At 68.7% G+C, this 14,318-nt stretch carries 14 protein-coding genes; 3 read left to right on the forward strand and 11 right to left on the reverse strand.

The features are described from left to right. Positions 1 to 79 precede the first annotated feature (79 nt). Entirely contained in the window at positions 80 to 991 is a 912-nt protein-coding gene (locus tag AC1RL8_RS07005; protein WP_492684317.1) for a LysR family transcriptional regulator, read from the forward strand. On the opposite strand, the gene AC1RL8_RS07010 is transcribed toward AC1RL8_RS07005, so the two are convergent. From AC1RL8_RS07010 to pmbA, 11 genes are all read right to left on the reverse strand, one after another. Continuing rightward, positions 978 to 1,976 (reverse strand): SDR family oxidoreductase, encoded by a 999-nt coding sequence (locus AC1RL8_RS07010; RefSeq protein WP_492684318.1) that lies wholly within the window; start codon positions 1,974 to 1,976, stop codon positions 978 to 980. The genes AC1RL8_RS07005 and AC1RL8_RS07010 overlap by 14 nt on opposite strands. After that, positions 1,973 to 2,875 carry a bile acid:sodium symporter family protein gene (locus tag AC1RL8_RS07015; RefSeq protein WP_492684319.1) on the reverse strand — a complete coding sequence of 301 codons (903 nt, stop codon included), beginning with the start codon at positions 2,873 to 2,875 and terminating at the stop codon, positions 1,973 to 1,975. Before AC1RL8_RS07015 ends, AC1RL8_RS07010 begins: the two co-directional genes overlap by 4 nt. 26 nt (positions 2,876 to 2,901) lie before the next feature. Further along, positions 2,902 to 4,233: a flavin-containing monooxygenase gene (locus AC1RL8_RS07020; protein ID WP_492684320.1), complete on the reverse strand. Its 1,332-nt coding sequence runs from the start codon at positions 4,231 to 4,233 to the stop codon at positions 2,902 to 2,904. Then, a complete protein-coding gene (locus tag AC1RL8_RS07025; protein WP_492684321.1) occupies positions 4,230 to 5,057 on the reverse strand; it encodes an SDR family oxidoreductase in 828 nt (275 codons plus the stop codon). The genes AC1RL8_RS07020 and AC1RL8_RS07025 overlap by 4 nt, the downstream gene beginning before the upstream one ends. Positions 5,058 to 5,165: 108 nt before the next feature. Then, a complete protein-coding gene (locus AC1RL8_RS07030; RefSeq protein WP_492684322.1) occupies positions 5,166 to 6,215 on the reverse strand; it encodes an NAD(P)-dependent alcohol dehydrogenase in 1,050 nt (349 codons plus the stop codon). A 37-nt stretch (positions 6,216 to 6,252) separates the two neighbouring features. Next, the gene (locus AC1RL8_RS07035) at positions 6,253 to 7,359 is read right to left on the reverse strand and encodes an ABC transporter ATP-binding protein (protein WP_492684323.1); all 1,107 of its coding nucleotides are present in this window, start codon (positions 7,357 to 7,359) and stop codon (positions 6,253 to 6,255) included. A gap of 32 nt (positions 7,360 to 7,391) precedes the next feature. Beyond that, positions 7,392 to 8,204: a carbohydrate ABC transporter permease gene (locus AC1RL8_RS07040; protein ID WP_492684864.1), complete on the reverse strand. Its 813-nt coding sequence runs from the start codon at positions 8,202 to 8,204 to the stop codon at positions 7,392 to 7,394. 11 nt (positions 8,205 to 8,215) lie between these two features. Further along, on the reverse strand, positions 8,216 to 9,085 hold the full coding sequence (locus tag AC1RL8_RS07045; RefSeq protein ID WP_307588960.1) for a carbohydrate ABC transporter permease: 870 nt from the start codon (positions 9,083 to 9,085) through the stop codon (positions 8,216 to 8,218). Positions 9,086 to 9,087: 2 nt separating this feature from the next. Continuing rightward, a complete protein-coding gene (locus tag AC1RL8_RS07050; RefSeq protein ID WP_492684324.1) occupies positions 9,088 to 10,359 on the reverse strand; it encodes an ABC transporter substrate-binding protein in 1,272 nt (423 codons plus the stop codon). Between the two features lie 174 nt (positions 10,360 to 10,533). Then, positions 10,534 to 11,478, reverse strand: a complete 945-nt coding sequence (locus tag AC1RL8_RS07055; protein WP_070063149.1) for a helix-turn-helix domain-containing protein — start codon at positions 11,476 to 11,478, stop codon at positions 10,534 to 10,536. Between the two features lie 66 nt (positions 11,479 to 11,544). Then, positions 11,545 to 12,915 carry a metalloprotease PmbA gene (gene pmbA / locus AC1RL8_RS07060; protein ID WP_062476484.1) on the reverse strand — a complete coding sequence of 457 codons (1,371 nt, stop codon included), beginning with the start codon at positions 12,913 to 12,915 and terminating at the stop codon, positions 11,545 to 11,547. Between the two features lie 98 nt (positions 12,916 to 13,013). Here pmbA and yjgA point away from each other — a divergent pair, with 98 nt between their 5' ends. Continuing rightward, positions 13,014 to 13,673, forward strand: coding sequence for a ribosome biogenesis factor YjgA (yjgA, locus tag AC1RL8_RS07065; RefSeq protein WP_062476481.1), 660 nt, complete (start codon positions 13,014 to 13,016; stop codon positions 13,671 to 13,673). Continuing rightward, complete coding sequence (mog, locus tag AC1RL8_RS07070) at positions 13,670 to 14,266, forward strand: molybdopterin adenylyltransferase (RefSeq protein WP_492684325.1); 597 nt, start codon at positions 13,670 to 13,672, stop codon at positions 14,264 to 14,266. Before yjgA ends, mog begins: the two co-directional genes overlap by 4 nt. Positions 14,267 to 14,318: the final 52 nt, after the last annotated feature.

A 14,318-nucleotide genomic window follows, 5' to 3' on the forward strand; every position in this document is an offset into this window, starting at 1 on the left:
CTCACCGGCTGGAAATGCGGCTTTCGCGCAGCCAGCCTCAGGCACAGGCTGAGGCTGGCGTGCTACCTTGCGGCCCATCATGCGATTCGATCTGACCGACCTGCGGCTCTTTCTCCACGTCGTCGAAGCCGGCAGCCTCACGGCCGGCGCCGGCCGCTCGCACATGACGCTGGCCTCGGCCAGCCAGCGCGTGCGCGGCATGGAAGACGCGCTCGGCACCCCGCTGCTCACCCGCCACGCACAGGGCGTGCGCCCCACCGAGGCCGGCCGCACGCTGCTGCACCATGCGCGCGTCGTGCTGCAGCAGATGGAGCGGCTGCGCGGCGAACTCGGCGAGTACGGCCAGGGCCTGAAGGGCCACGTGCGCTTCATGTGCGGCACCTCGGCGCTCACCGAGCACCTGCCCGAGGTGCTGAGCCGCTTCCTGGCCGAGCATCCGCGCATCTCGGTCGACCTCGAGGAGCGCGCCAGCCCCGACACCGTGGAGGCCCTGCGCAGCGGCCTGTGCGACATCGGCATCGTCTCCGACGCCATCGACAGCGACGGCCTCGAATGCCACCCCTTCCGCCGCGACGACCTCGTGCTCGTGATGCCGCGCGGCCACGCGCTGGCGAGCCGGCGGCGCGTGCACCTGGCCGAGGTGGTCGACAGCGAGTTCGTCGGCCTGCCCGCCGACAGCGCGCTGCAGCAGCTGATCACCGGGCACGTGCGCGCGCTCGCCAGGCACTTGGCCTACCGCGTGCGCGTGCGCAACTTCGAGGCCGTGTGCCGCATGGTCGAGTACGGCATCGGCGTGGGCATCGTGCCGCAGACCGCGGCCGAGCGCTGCGCCCGTTCGATGAAGATCGCGCGGGCCTCGCTGGCCGATCCGTGGGCCGAACGCACGCTCATGGCCTGCGTGCGCTCGTCGCAAGACCTGCCGCTCAATGCGCGGCGCATGCTCGACTACCTGATCGCGCCACCGCCGCCGGCGGACGCTACACGCAAGTGACCGGCCGCCCCTGCCGCGCACGCGCCGCGATGAAGGCCTCGAAGGCCTCGCGGCTGGTCTTGCGCGGCACGTAGCCGAACTGGGTCTTCAGCGCGGTGTTCAGCAGCACCGGCCGGTAGCGCAGGAAGTCGAGCTGCTCGGGCCCGTAGCGGCTCACGCCCAATGCCGAGCCCGCGGCCAGCGCCGCCTGCAGCACGCCGGCGGGCCAGGCGATGGCGCGCTTGCCCAGGCGCGCGGCAATCTCGTGGATCGTGAGCGCACCGTCGCCCGCGAGGTTGTAGCAGCCGGGCGGCGCGCCGCCGAGCGCATGGGCGATGGCGCCGGTCACGTCCTCGTCCCACACGAACACGAAGGGGCTGTCGCTGCCGCGGATGGCGATCAGCCGCTTCTTCTCGAACAGCGCCGTGATCTGGTTGTCGACGCGCTCGCCGAGGATGGTGCCGATGCGCAGCACCGTCTGCGCCAGCGCGGGATGTTGCACGCGGCAGTCGGCCAGCATTTCTTCCACCTGCCGCTTGTGGTCGGCATAGGCGAACACCGGGTTGCCGCGCAGCGGCTGCGACTCGGTGATCCAGGCCGGGTTGTCCGCGTGGTAGCCGTAGGCCGCGCCGCTGGACGACACCACGATGTGCCCCACGCCGCGCGCCACGCAGGCGTCGAGCACGTTGCGCGTGCCGCCCACGTCCACCGAATGCTCGAAGGCGCGGTTCGAGTCCTTGCCGGGGGTGACGATGGATGCGAGGTGCACCACCGTGTCGATCGCGTGTTCGGCGAGCACGTCGGCGATGCCGTCGTCGCGCACGTCCTGCTGCAGGTAGACCACGCCGGGCAGCCGCCGCTCGGCGGGCACCTCGCGCACGTCGAGTGCCACCAGCCTTTCGAAGGAACCTTGCGCGGCCAATGCGGCGAGCACGCTTCGCCCCAGAAAACCATCGCCGCCCGTCACCAGCACGCGCCGCGCGGACGCCTTCCAGACCTCGCTCATGGCGTCGCAGGCTTGCGCCCCCACCAGCTCGCCAGCGCCAGGCCCGCGATGATGTCCCAGAAGCCCCACACGCCGGCCACCACGGCCATGCCGCCGAGCCCGCCGAAGAAGCTGAAGATCAGCACCAGCCCGAGCCCCGCGTTGCGGATGCCCACCTCGATGGACACCGCGCGCCGGTCGTAGTCGCCCAGCCCCGAGAGCCGCGCGCACAGGTAGCCCGTGCCGAAGGCCAGCGCGTCGTGGATCACCACGGCCATCAGCACCAGCCCCACATAGTCGAGGAAGTAGCGCCAGTTGCCCGCGATGGCGCCGACGATGAAGGCGATCAGCGCCAGGAAGCTCAGGATGCGCGCCGGCTTCTTGATGCGCGCCGTGAGCCCCGGCAGCTTGTGCGCACAGGCCACGCCCAGCACGAAGGGAATGCCGATGATCATCACGATGTGGCCCAGCATGTCGAAGGGGTCGAGCGCGATGGTCTTGAGCAGCACCGAGGCCGTGGGATGCAGGCCGCCCCAGAACGCGAAGTTCAGCGGCATCACCACGATCGACAGCGCGTTCGAGATCGCCGTCATCGACACCGACAGCGCCACGTTGCCGCCCGCGCGGTGCGTGAGGATCTGCGAGATGTTGCCCGGCGGGCAGCAGGCCACGAGGATCATGCCCAGCGCGATGCTCGGCCCTGGCTGCAGGATCAGCGTGAGCACAAAGGTCACGGCCGGCAGCACCACGAACTGCGCGCCGATGCCCACCGCCATCGCACCGGGCATGCGCGCCACGCGCTTGAAGTCGTCGATGCGCGTGTCCAGCGCAATGCCGAACATCAGAAAGCCCAGCACCACGTTGAGCAGCACCAGCGAGGCCGGGTTGAAGTGCAGGCGGATCTCGTCGACAGGCAGCATGCGCGGAACCTCTTGTAGAAAGACGATCAGTCGGCCAGTGCGGCAGCGGCCTGGCGCACGGCCGCGCGGTAGGTGTCCTTGTGGACGTAGTAGGCCATGCGCTCCAGCTGCAGGTACTTGAAGCCGCCCGACAGGTCGGGCGGCGGCCCCTGCACTGCCGTGCGCAGCGCCGTTGCCTTGGGCGAGCCCGCAGCCTGCGCGCGGAAGTAGCGCGCCAGCAGCTCGGCCTGCTCGTAGCGCCCCTGCCAGCCGATGCCGCTGGCCTCGATCATGCCGAGCACGCCCAGCGTCTCGAAGCGCGGCGAGAAGATGTTCAGGTACAGGCGCGGCGCCATGCCCTGCCAGTTGAGCAGCTCGCGGTCGATGAACGGGTAGTGCAGCGCGTAGCCCGTGGCCGTGAGGATCAGGTCGTAGTCGCGCGCGCTGCCGTCCTTGAAATGCACGGTGCGCCCGGCGAGCCGCGCGATGTCGGCGCGCACGCCGATGTCGCCGTGGCCCACGTGGTGCAGCACCAGCGAGTTCACCACCGGGTGCGACTCGTACATCTTGTAGTCGGGCTTCGGAAAACCGAAGCGCACCGGGTCGCCGGTGAACCACTGCAGCACGGTGGCGTCGACCTTCTGCTTGAGCCACGGCGGCAGCGGGCGCTTGCCGCCCAGCGTGTCGGCCGGCTTGCCGAACACGTACTTGGGCACGAAGTAGTAGCCGCGCCGCACCGAGATGTCGACGCTTTGCGCGTAGTGCACCGCATCGACCGCGATGTCGCAGCCCGAGTTGCCGGCGCCGACGATCAGCACGCGCTTGTCCTTGAAGAGCTCGGCGTGCTTGTAGCTGCTGGTGTGCAGCAGCTCGCCGTCGAAGTGGCCTTCGAACTGCGGATGCTTGGGCTCCGACAGCGTGCCGTTGGCGATCACCACGCCCTTGTACTCGTCGGTCTCCACGGTGCCGTCAGGCGCCTCGACGCTGACGCGCCAGCGCGTGTCGGGCGCGTCGCTCACCGGCTCCACGCGCAGCACGCGCGTGCCGAAGCGGAAGTGCGCGCGCAGGCCGAAGCGGTCGGCAAAGTCGCTGAAGTAGCGGCGCAACTCGCGGTGGCTCGGATAGTCGGCCACGGTGTCGGCCATCGGGAACTCGGCGAACTCCGTCGTGCGCTTGCTCGAGATCAGGTGCGCCGAGTGGTAGACCGTGGAGCGCGGGTTGTCGATGTCCCACAGCCCACCCACGTCGCTGTGCGCCTCGAAGCCCTGGAACGGAACGCCGAGCTTCTGGAGATTGCGCGCGCCCGCCAGGCCCGAGGGGCCGGCGCCGATGAGGGCGATCTGTTCGTGTGTCGGAACGGCAGTGTCAGAAGACGTCATCGGCGAGGAGGTTCTTTCTGGGAGTTCAGGCCGGGGATGGCGGTGGCGCCCGCCTCGCCCACGCGCGGCTTGCGCGGCTGGCCGCGCAGCAGGCGGTCGTGCAGCGGTGCGGGCAACAGGCCGAGTGCTTTCGACAGCCAGCCGATGCGCCGCGGCAGCACGATCTTTTCTCGCCGGGCCGCCAGGCCCGCCAGCAGCTGACGCGCCGCCGCGTCGGCCTCGAGCAGCCCCGGCATCGCGAAGCGATTGCCGGCCGTGAGCGCGGTCCGGATGTAGCCCGGGCTCACCGTGTGCACCGTGAGCCCCGTGCCACGCAGCTCGGCGCGCAGGCTTTCGAGATAGCGGATCAGCCCGCCTTTGCTCGCGCAGTAGGCGCCGTTGCCCGGCATGCCGTGCCAGCCCGCGATGCTGGCCACGCCGACGAGCGCGCCGCGGCCCTGGTCGCGCATCGGCTGCACGAAGGGCTGGAAGGTGGTGGCCGCGCCGAGCAGGTTGATCTCGAGCATGCGGCGGAACACGGCCAGGTCGTCGGCCTCGGCGGTGTCGTAGCCGCCGGCCACGCCCGCGTTGGCGATCACGAGGTCCGGCGGGCCGAAGCGCTGCATCCAGTCGGCCGCCATCGCCTGCATGGCGGGGCCGTCGGACACGTCGGGCGTGTAGGCCTTGCAGCGCCCGTCACCTTGGGCAGCGAGCGCGGCGAGGCGTTCGGTGTCGAGCCCCACCAGTGCCACGCGCGCACCGCTGTTGATCAGCGCTCGCGCCAGCGCCTGCCCCAGGCCACCGCAGGCACCGGTGAGAACGACATTGCGAAACGGCAAGAGCATGGGCAGGGAGGCGCGCAGGGCTGCGAGTGGCAAAACGCAGCCACTGTAGCCGCGCCCTGCCGGTGCACTCCCCAGCGTTTCCCCTTGTCCCGCGCCCTTGCGGGCCGTTCAGGCGGCTTCGGCGGCGGGAAATTCGATCTGGATCTTCACATCCGTGACGCGCCCGGCCGCAGCCTCCTCGAAGGCGGCGATGCCGTCCTCGAACGCGAAGGTGCGCGAGATGAAGGGCTTCACGTCGACCTGCCCCGACGCGATGAGCGCCAGCGCGCGCGAGAAGATGTTGGCGTAGCGGAACACCGACTCGATGCGCGCCTCCTTCGCCTGGATCGCGACGATGTCGAAAGGCACCTTCGCGGCGGGTATGCCCACCAGCACGAGGCAGCCGCCGGGGCACAGCAGGTCGAACACGTTGTCGAAGGCGCGCGCGCTGCCGCTGGCTTCGAAGACCACGTTCGCGCCCCAGCCGTCGGTGAGGGCCTGCACGGTGTCGGCGAGGCTCGTGCTGCGCACGTCGACCGTCGTCACCGCCGGGTTGTGGGCGAACAGCGCCAGCTTCTCGGGCACGAGGTCGGCCAGGATCACGCGCGCCGCGCCGCCCGCGAGCGCGGCCAGCGCCGTCATCGCGCCGATGGTGCCGGCGCCGATGACCACCGCCACGTCGCCCGGCTTCAGCGCCGCCTTCTTCGCGGCCTGCAGGCCGATGGCCAGCGGCTCGACGATGGCGCCTTCGCCGAAGCTCACGTTGTCGGGCAGGCGGAAAGTGAAGGCCGCCGGGTGCACCACGTAGGGCGTGAGGCAGCCGTGGATCGGCGGCGTGGCCCAGAAGCGCACCGCAGGGTCGAGGTTGTAGAAGCCTTCGCGCACGGCGCGCGAGTCCATGTCGGGAATGCCGGGCTCCATGCAGACGCGGTCGCCGGGCTTCAGGTGGGTGACTTCGGCGCCCACCTCGGCCACCACGCCCGAGGCCTCGTGGCCGAGGATCATCGGCGCATCGACGACGTACGGGCCGATGCCGCCATGCTGGTAGTAATGAACATCGCTGCCGCACACGCCCACGGTGTGCATGCGGATCTTCACGTCGCGCGGGCCGACGTGCAGCGGCAGCTCGACATCGCGCAGCGTGATCTCGTGCGCCTTTTCCAGAACCAGTGCTTTCATTGCATCTTTCTCAGAGGGTTGAAACGGGGGCCGCCATTCAGTGCAGCACGGCGTCCGGACGCAGCAGCGAGGCGCCCGTCGCGATGTCGAACAGGTGCACCTGCTGCGCATCGGCCACGAAGCGCAGCGGCTCGCCGAGCCGGGGGCCCGCTGCGGACGGCAGGAGCACGGCGATCTCTTCGCCGCCCTGCCCCACGCTCACCAGCACTTCGTTGCCGAGGTATTCGATGAGCTGGACCTCGCCGGCAAAGCCTTCGCCGTTCGACTTGGCGGTGTCGAGGTGCAGGTGCGCCGGGCGCACGCCCAGCGTCACGCGCGCGCGGCCTTCGAGCGCGAAGCGGCGCGCATCGACGCGCACCGAGCCACCGCCTCCGCGCAGCTCGCACTGCCCACCATCCAGGCCGTGCACCGTCATCTCCATCAGGTTCATCGGCGGCGTGCCGATGAAGCCGGCCACGAAGGCCGAGCGCGGGCGCTCGAAGATTTCCTGCGGCGTGCCGACCTGCTCGATGCGCCCGTCGCGCAGCAGCACGATGCGGTCGGCCAGCGTCATGGCCTCGTGCTGGTCGTGCGTGACGTACACGGTGGTGGTCTTCAGCGTCTGGTGCAGCTTCGCGATCTCGATGCGCATGTGGTTGCGCAGCTTGGCGTCCAGGTTCGACAGCGGCTCGTCGAACAGGAACACCTTCGGCGTCTTGATCATGGCGCGCGCAATCGCCACGCGCTGCTGCTGGCCGCCCGACAGCTCGGTGGGCTTGCGTTGCAGGTAGCGCTCCAGGCCCAGCGTGTCCGACACCTCCTTGATGCGGCTGTCGATCTCGGCCTTGGGCACCTTCAGGCGCTTGAGCCCGAACGCGATGTTGTCGCGCACCGTCATGTGCGGGTACAGCGCGTAGTTCTGGAACACCATCGCGATGCCACGCTCCTGCGGCGGCAGGTCGTTCACACGTTGGCCGCCGATGTGCAGGTCGCCGCCGCTGATGTCTTCCAGGCCCGCGAGCATGCGCAGGATGGTCGACTTGCCGCAGCCCGAGGGGCCGAGGAACACGACGAACTCGTTGTCGGCCACGTCGAGATCGAAGGCGTGGACGACCTGCGTTTCCCCGTAGCGCTTGATGAGGTGGTGACAGCGGATGGCAGACATTTTTTGTTCTGGAGAAAGAGAGGTGATGGCGCTCATGCAGCCTCCCGCTTGCGCTTGAACGCGGCATTGAGAAAACCGCTGAGCACGCCCACCATGAGCAGCGGCGGCAGCGACAGCAGGATGACCGAGGCATTCAGGATGCCCCAGGGCACGTCGCGCCCGAGCTGGCTGAGCTCCGACGCCACGATGGGCAGCGTCTTGGCCTCGGAGGTGGTGAGCATCAGCGCGATGAGGAACTCGTTCCACACCAGCACGAAGCCGAAGGCGATGGCGCCCACCAGCGAGCGTGCGGCAATCGGCAGCGCGATGCGAAAGAAGATCGCGTAGGGCCCGTAGCCGTCGACGCGGCCTGCTTCTTCCACTTCCTTCGGCACTGCCTTGAAGGCCGGAATGGCGAGCCAGATCACGGTCGAGAGCGTGAGCAGCGTGTAGGTGGCGATGAGCGCCACGCGCGAGTCGTACAGCTCCAGCTGCAGCCAGATCACCATGAGCGGAATGGCCACCGCCACCGGCGGCAGGAAGCGCATCGACAGCACGAAGAACTGGATGTCGTTGCCCCAGCGCAGCGGGTAGCGCGCCAGCGCATAGGCGGCCGGCAGGCCCAGCACCGCGCCGAGGATCACCGCCGCGCCCGCCACCACGATCGAGTTGACCAGCCCCGCGGCCACGGCCTCGCGGTTCAGCACGTAGAGGTAGTTGTCGAGCGTGGGCGTGAAGAAGAACTTCGGCACGGCCGAGACGATGTCGACCCGGTTCTTGAACGAGTTGAGAAAGGTCCACAGCACGGGCACGAGCGCCGAGAGCCCGGCCGCGATGAGCGCCAGCCGCGCCAGCAGCGTTCCGATGGCAAGCTTCTTCATGACGGTTTGGTCCATTTCCAGATGTAGGTGAACGCGACCGTGGAGGCGACCATCATCAGCACCGCCATGCTCGACGCGTACGAGATGCGGCCCGACTCGATGAAGCCCTGCGAGAAGGCGTACATGTCGAGCGTCTCGGTCGAAATGCCGGGGCCGCCGCGCGTCATCACGTAGATGAGGTCGAAGGCACGCAGCGACTCCACCATCTTCACGAAGGCCAGGCTGATGAGCGGCGCCTTCAGCATCGGCAATGCCACGTAGGCATACACCTCCCACGTCTTCGCGTGGTCCAGCCGCGCCGCCTCGAAGGGCTGCGGCGGCAGGGTCTCGAGCAGCTTCAGCACGATGACCCCGAAGAACAGCCCCCACTGCCACACGTCGACGAAGGCCACCGTGAGCAGCGCCAGCACCGGGTCGGCGAACAGGTCCAGCGGCTCGCCGGTGATCGCCTTGTACGGCCACGTGATGAGGCCGAACAGCGGATGGAAGGCGAACTTCCAGACGAAGGCGGCCGACACGCGCGGCAGCAGCACCGGCACGATGAACAGCATCGACAGCACCTGGCGCCAGCGCGGCGTGGCGCAGCGGTGCATCAGCGTGCCCATGAGCACGGCCAGGGCCATGGTGGCGCTGACGGTCAGCACCTCCCACACCAGCGACACGCGCACCGAGTTCAGAAAGCGCCGGTCGGAGAACAGCTGCACGTAATTGCTGAACCAGACCCAGGCCGTGTCGGCCTGGCCCAGCTCGCGGTCCTGCAGCGAGATGGCGATGGCGAACACCGTCGGCACCAGCGCCAGCACCGCCAGCACGAGCAGCCCCGGCCCGATGAACACGGCCGGCAGCCGTGTGGTGTGGGAACGCATGCTCACTTCTTGCGACGCGCGATCAGCTGCTTGGCATAGGCGTCGAGTTCGTCGAGCCCGCCCTGGATGTCGGTGCGCGAGCCGGTGATCAGCTCTTCCAGAATGATCCCCCAGCGGTCGCCCAGGTCGGGCCAGGCCGGGTCTTGCCAGAAGTTCACGGCCGTGACCTTGCCGGTGTCGGCCAGCGCCTTGCCCAGGTCGGCGCCGTAGCGCTTGGCGAACTCGGGGCTGCCGAGCACGCTGGTGCGGTTGAGCTCGCCGAACTGCCCTTGCGCGAGGCGGCGCTGCTCGTTCTCCTTGGACGTGGCCCAGGCGATGAAGAGGCCCGCGCACTTCTTCGCCTCTTCGCTCTTGTTGGCGCGCGCGCCGATGGCCAGGCCGTGGCCGTAGCCGCCGCCGGTGAGCGGCGTGGGCGGCACGGCGTAGGCGATCTTGCCGACCACGGTCGACATCTTCGGGTCGAGTGCGTTACCCGCCAGCGGCGTCGATTCGACCAGGATCGCGACCTTGCCGGCCAGGAAGGCGCCGGTGGACTCGTCCCATCCGCCCGTCTTGGTGCCGGGCGCGGAGTACTTGAACAGATCGAGGTAGGTCTGGGTCGCCTTCACGGCGGCGGGCGAGTTGAAGACCGGCTTGTCGCCGTCGAACCACTGGCCGCCGTAGCCGCGGAAGAACGGCATCCAGCGCCACACGTTGGCGCCCGAGCCGCGCTGCCCGCGCAGCGCCACGCCGTAGACGCCGTTGGCCGGGTCGTTGAGCTTCTTCACGGCCGCCACGAACTCGTCGAGCGTGGCCGGCGGCTTGATGCCCGCCTTCTCGAGCAGGTCCTTGCGGTAGACCATGAGGTCGCCGCCGCCGGTAAGGGGCGCGAACCAGGCCTGGCCGGCAAAGGTCGCGACCTTCTGGCGGCCGGCGTCGAAGTCGGCGTAGTCGTAGCTGGCCGGGTAATACGGCGTGAGCGGCACGATCCACTTCGACTGGACGAACTGCGCGACGTTGGCCTCGTCGACGTAGTACACGTGGTACTTGCCGACCGTGGACGCATCGGCGCGCGACTTGGCGCGGCGGTCGTTCTCGTTGAGGTTGTCGATGCTGAACGAGGCGCCGCTCAGGCGCTTGAACTCGTCCTTGGATTTTTCGAGCAGCGTCAGGCCTTCGCGCGGTTGCGACAGGACGCGCACGTCCTCCTTGCAGACCTGCGCCAGCGCGGCGGGCGCCAGCGTGGCCAGCGCGAGCGCGAGGCCGGCCAGACGGTGGGAATGCGGAATCGGCATGCTTGTCTCCTTCGTTGTTCGTGCAAATTGCCGACGAAATGCCGGCAAATGCAACGAGACGAAGGTTAGGAGGCCGATCCGAAGGGCCTCCTACATGCCCACCGGGCACCTGATACTTTGCTGCCAAACCGTCTCGGGGTTTAGCCCGAGAGGCAAGTGCGTATCAGTCGCCCATCAGGCAGCGAGTGGCGTGTGCTGCGCGCTGCGCAGGCCGAAACGCTCCTGCGCCTGCTGCCGGTAGGCCGAGGGCGTCATGCCCTTGAGCTGCAGGAAGCGGCGGTTGAAGTTCGCGAGGTTCGAAAAGCCGACCTCGTAGCAGATGTCGCTCACCAGCCGGTCGGACACCTGCAGCATCTCGCAGGCCTTGGTGATGCGCAGCCGCGTGACGAAGTCGGTGAAGGTGCTGCCCATGTGCTTGTGAAAGTAGCGCGAGAAGCTGCTCTCGGCCATGTTGGCGACGCCGCACACGGTGGGCAGCGAAAGCTCTTCGGCCAAGTGCGCGTGCAGGTAGTCGAGCACGCGGCGCATGCGGGTGTTGGCCGTGGGGTCCTCGTCGCTCGGGTCGGCGTTGCTCGAGATCTGGCGCCAGTCACTCCAGCTGGCGAGTTCGTGCAACAGGCCGATGAACTCCGACAGCCGCGCCATGCCCTTTTGCTTCTGCACGCGCCCGAAGCGCTCGCGCACGAGGTCACCGATGCCGAAGAACTCGATGCCCAGCTTGGCGCGGTCGAGCATCGGCAGCACGGTTTCCAGCTCGGGGAACAGGTCGACGCCCTGGCGCAGGGGCGCGTCGCGGAAGTGGATCACCATGCTGCGGTCGGCCACGCCCTCGGGCGGCACGTCGTGCGAGATCCAGGTGTGGGGCAGCCGCGCGCCCACCAGGGCGACATAGCCGGGCTCGAAGCGGCCGATGTGGTTGCCGACGAAGGCGTCGCCGCTGGTGCGGTTGATGCACTGCAGCTCGTACTCGTCGTGGTAGTGCCAGCAGTCGAAGGGCCAGGGCACGCCGTGCTGCAGGCAGCGCACCGAGCTGCTGCCCGCCGGCTCGAAGCCCAGGCGCGGATCACGCAAGAGTTCGTGTTCGAGGGCCGGCTTGCGTACGGCGCTGTGTTTGCTCATGTCCTGTCCCCCTGTCCTTGAATGGAGGGGTCGTCGAGCCAGCGCCGTTGCGAGCGGCAGGGCCTGTCAGGCGCCCGCCACCTTCATGCGGTTGACCAGGATCGACCCCGTGGTTTTTGCGCCGAAAGTGTAAGCATCTGCGCCAATCGCTTCAATTCCCATCAGCATCTGACGCAAATTGCCGGCAATCGTGATTTCCTGCACCGGATAGGCGATGCGGCCGTTTTCCACCCAGAAACCGCTGGCGCCGCGCGAATAGTCGCCTGTCACGTAGTTGACGCCCTGCCCCATCAGCTCGATCACGAACAGGCCGGTGCCGAGCTTGGCGAGCATCGCGTCGAGGTCGTCGCCGTGCTTCGTGAGGCGCGAACTCAGCGTCAGGTTGTGCGAGCCGCCGGCGTTGCCGGTGGTCTTCATGCCCAGCTTGCGCGCCGAGTAGGTCGAGAGAAAGTAGCCTTCGAGGCGGCCGGCATCGACCACCTTGCGGGCGCGGGTGATCACGCCTTCGTCGTCGAAGGGCGAGCTGCCCTTGCCGCGCAGCACGTGCGGGTCTTCGGCCACGTCCACGTGCTTGGGCAGCACCGGCTTGCCCAGGGAGTCGAGCAGGAAGGTGCTCTTGCGGTACAGCGCCCCGCCGCTCACGGCCTGCACCAGCCCGCCCAGCAGGCCCACGGCCAGCGGCGACTCGAACAGCACCGGGCATTCGGTGGTCTTGATCTTGCGCGACTTGAGGCGGCTGAGCGCGCGCTCGGCGGCGTAGCGGCCCACGGCCTGCGGGCTGGCCAGTTCGTCGGCCGAGCGCATCGAGCTGTACCAGGCGTCGCGCTGCATGTCGTCGCCCTTGCCGGCGATGGGGGCCACCGAAATCGAGTGCCGCGAGCTGGCGTAGCCGCCGCGAAAGCCGTGCGTGTGGGCGCTGAAGAAGTGGCTCTGCTGCGCCGAGACGCCAGCGCCTTCGCTGTTGGTGATGCGCTTGTCGGTGGAAAGGGCTGCCGCCTCGCATTCGAGGGCCAGCTTGGCGGCCTGCTCGCTCGTCACGTCCCAGGGGTGGAACAGGTCGAGCTCGGGCTGCACCTTGGCGATGTCTTCCTCGTCGGGCAGGCCGCTCACCGGGTCTTCGGCCGTGAAGCGGGCGATGTCGTAGGCCGCCTGCACCGTGCGGGCGATCGCCGCCTCGGAAAAGTCGGAGGTGCTGGCGTTGCCGCGGCGGTGGCCCACGTAGACCGTGATGCCCAGCGACTTGTCGCGGTTGCGCTCGACGTTCTCGAGCTCGCCCTTGCGCACCGAGACGCTCAGGCCGCAGCCCTCGGAGGCCTCGGCGCCGGCGTCGGTGGCCCCGAGCTTTTTGGCGTGGGCCAGGGCCGAATCGACCAGGTTTTCGAAGAAGGAGCGGCTGTAGGCGAAGCCGGAATCGGCGCGCGAGGAGGATGTCGTCATGTGGTGGCTATGATACTTGCGCCCCCTGTTTCACGTTTTCCCTTCCGCGCCCCCTGTGCGCGTTGCAGCGCCGCACGGCGCGGCCCAGAATCCACCCCATGTCCCGCAAACCCAAAAAAGGCTATTTCGTCCGTGGCCACTTCGTTGCCGAAGGCAGCGAACTCGACCTGGAGCTCAAGCGCGAGCTCAAGGGCGGCACCGACGAAGCCAGCCGCACCGAACTCAAGCGCGAGAGCGCCGAACTGCAGAAACTGGGCGAAGAGTTGCTCACCCTGCGTGCCGGCCTGTTCGACGCCCTCCCGCTGAGCGAGAAACTGGTCGATGCCATCGCCGAGGCGAAACGCATCACCAATTTCGAGGGCAAGCGCCGCCAGATGCAGTTCATCGGCAAGCTCATGCGAGCCCTCGACCCCGAGGTGCTCGAGGCCGTGAAGCAGGCGCTGACCGAGCAGAACACCGTGCCGGCCGCCGAAGCCGCTGCGCTGCACGAGGCCGAGCGCTGGCGCGAACGCCTGATCGCCGACGACGACGCCCTCGGCGGCTGGATCGAAACCCACCCCGCCACCGACTCCCAGCAGCTGCGCGCCCTCGTGCGCCAGGCCCGCAAGGACCTGAAGTCCGGCCCCGCCGGCGAAGCACCGCGCCAGGGCAAGGCCTACCGCGAGATCTTCCAGCTCGTGCGCGCGCAACTCGCGGTGCATGGCGGCGACGATCACGCCGAAGCGGCTGCGGCGCAAGACCGGGAAGAAGACGCATGAGCGACGGCGGCTTCGACGCGGTGCGCATCGGCATCGTCTCCATCAGCGACCGCGCCTCCAGCGGCACCTACGAAGACAAGGGCCTGCCCGCGCTCAAGGAATGGCTGGGCCGCGCGCTGAAAAACCCCATTGAGTTCGAAGCCCGCCTGATCCCCGACGAGACTGCGCGCATCAGCGCCACGCTCATCGAGCTGGTCGATGCTGGCTGCTCGCTCGTGCTCACCACCGGTGGCACCGGCCCCGCGCTGCGCGACGTCACGCCCGAGGCCACGCTGGCCGTGGCCCACAAGGAAATGCCCGGCTTCGGCGAACAGATGCGCCAGATCAGCCTGCGCTTCGTGCCGACCGCCATCCTCTCGCGGCAGGTGGCGGTCATCCGCGACCAGAGCCTCATCATCAACCTGCCGGGCCAGCCCAAGTCGATCGCCGAGACGCTCGAAGGGCTGAAGGACGCCGACGGCACGCAGCTCGTGCCCGGCATCTTCGCCGCCGTGCCCTACTGCATCGACCTGATCGGCGGGCCGTACCTCGAGACCGACGACACGGTCTGCAAGGCCTTCCGGCCCAAGTCGGCGATCCGCGCCGCGCGCTGAGCCTCTCCGCCGCCGGTTCTCGCGCGGCGGCTTTCACCGAAGACTTTCTGCT

This window comes from Variovorax sp. GW822-FHT04E09, from assembly GCF_058800845.1.

What these genes read in the sequence shown, in the direction of transcription:
- AC1RL8_RS07005 (WP_492684317.1), top strand. Translation starts at nt 80, where the DNA reads ATGCGATTCGATCTGACCGACCTGCGGCTCTTTCTCCACGTCGTCGAA.
- AC1RL8_RS07010 (WP_492684318.1), bottom strand. Translation starts at nt 1,976, where the DNA reads ATGAGCGAGGTCTGGAAGGCGTCCGCGCGGCGCGTGCTGGTGACGGGC.
- AC1RL8_RS07015 (WP_492684319.1), bottom strand. Translation starts at nt 2,875, where the DNA reads ATGCTGCCTGTCGACGAGATCCGCCTGCACTTCAACCCGGCCTCGCTG.
- AC1RL8_RS07020 (WP_492684320.1), bottom strand. Translation starts at nt 4,233, where the DNA reads ATGACGTCTTCTGACACTGCCGTTCCGACACACGAACAGATCGCCCTC.
- AC1RL8_RS07025 (WP_492684321.1), bottom strand. Translation starts at nt 5,057, where the DNA reads ATGCTCTTGCCGTTTCGCAATGTCGTTCTCACCGGTGCCTGCGGTGGC.
- AC1RL8_RS07030 (WP_492684322.1), bottom strand. Translation starts at nt 6,215, where the DNA reads ATGAAAGCACTGGTTCTGGAAAAGGCGCACGAGATCACGCTGCGCGAT.
- AC1RL8_RS07035 (WP_492684323.1), bottom strand. Translation starts at nt 7,359, where the DNA reads ATGTCTGCCATCCGCTGTCACCACCTCATCAAGCGCTACGGGGAAACG.
- AC1RL8_RS07045 (WP_307588960.1), bottom strand. Translation starts at nt 9,085, where the DNA reads ATGCGTTCCCACACCACACGGCTGCCGGCCGTGTTCATCGGGCCGGGG.
- AC1RL8_RS07050 (WP_492684324.1), bottom strand. Translation starts at nt 10,359, where the DNA reads ATGCCGATTCCGCATTCCCACCGTCTGGCCGGCCTCGCGCTCGCGCTG.
- AC1RL8_RS07055 (WP_070063149.1), bottom strand. Translation starts at nt 11,478, where the DNA reads ATGAGCAAACACAGCGCCGTACGCAAGCCGGCCCTCGAACACGAACTC.
- pmbA (WP_062476484.1), bottom strand. Translation starts at nt 12,915, where the DNA reads ATGACGACATCCTCCTCGCGCGCCGATTCCGGCTTCGCCTACAGCCGC.
- yjgA (WP_062476481.1), top strand. Translation starts at nt 13,014, where the DNA reads ATGTCCCGCAAACCCAAAAAAGGCTATTTCGTCCGTGGCCACTTCGTT.
- mog (WP_492684325.1), top strand. Translation starts at nt 13,670, where the DNA reads ATGAGCGACGGCGGCTTCGACGCGGTGCGCATCGGCATCGTCTCCATC.